Annotated in this window: 1 protein-coding gene; it reads left to right on the top strand. The window is 61.9% G+C overall.

What is annotated here, in order from left to right:
* Positions 1 to 457, top strand: a 457-nt coding sequence (locus J5M71_RS28275) for a UxaA family hydrolase (protein ID WP_207838934.1), incomplete at both ends; no start/stop codon positions are given.

Here is a 457-nt window from a genome sequence, read left to right as displayed (position 1 = left end):
CCACCGATGTGCCGGATGCGCAGGCACCGCTGGAAGGCTTCACGTTCGAGGGTTATCGCAACGCCGACGGCACCGTCGGCACGCGCAACATTCTCGGCATCACCACCACCGTTCAGTGCGTGACCGGCGTGCTCGATCACGCGGTCAAGTGCATCAAGGAAGAGCTGCTGCCGAAGTACCCGCACGTCGATGACGTGGTGGCGCTGACCCACAGTTATGGCTGCGGTGTGGCGATTACCGCGACCGATGCCTACATCCCGATTCGTACCGTGCGCAATCTGGCACGCAACCCGAACCTGGGCGGCGAGGCGCTGGTGATCGGTCTGGGCTGCGAGAAATTGCAGGCCGGGCAGGTGATGCACGAGGACGATGCCTCGGTGGATCTCAGCGATCCGTGGCTGTACCGCTTGCAGGATTCCAGTCACGGCTTTACCGAAATGATCGAACAGATCATGGA

Origin of the sequence: Pseudomonas sp. 43(2021), assembly GCF_017490805.1 — a bacterium.
Taxonomy (GTDB): domain Bacteria; phylum Pseudomonadota; class Gammaproteobacteria; order Pseudomonadales; family Pseudomonadaceae; genus Aquipseudomonas.
The sequence above is the reverse complement of the archived record's forward strand: the minus strand, read 5'-3'. Positions and strand labels throughout refer to the sequence as shown.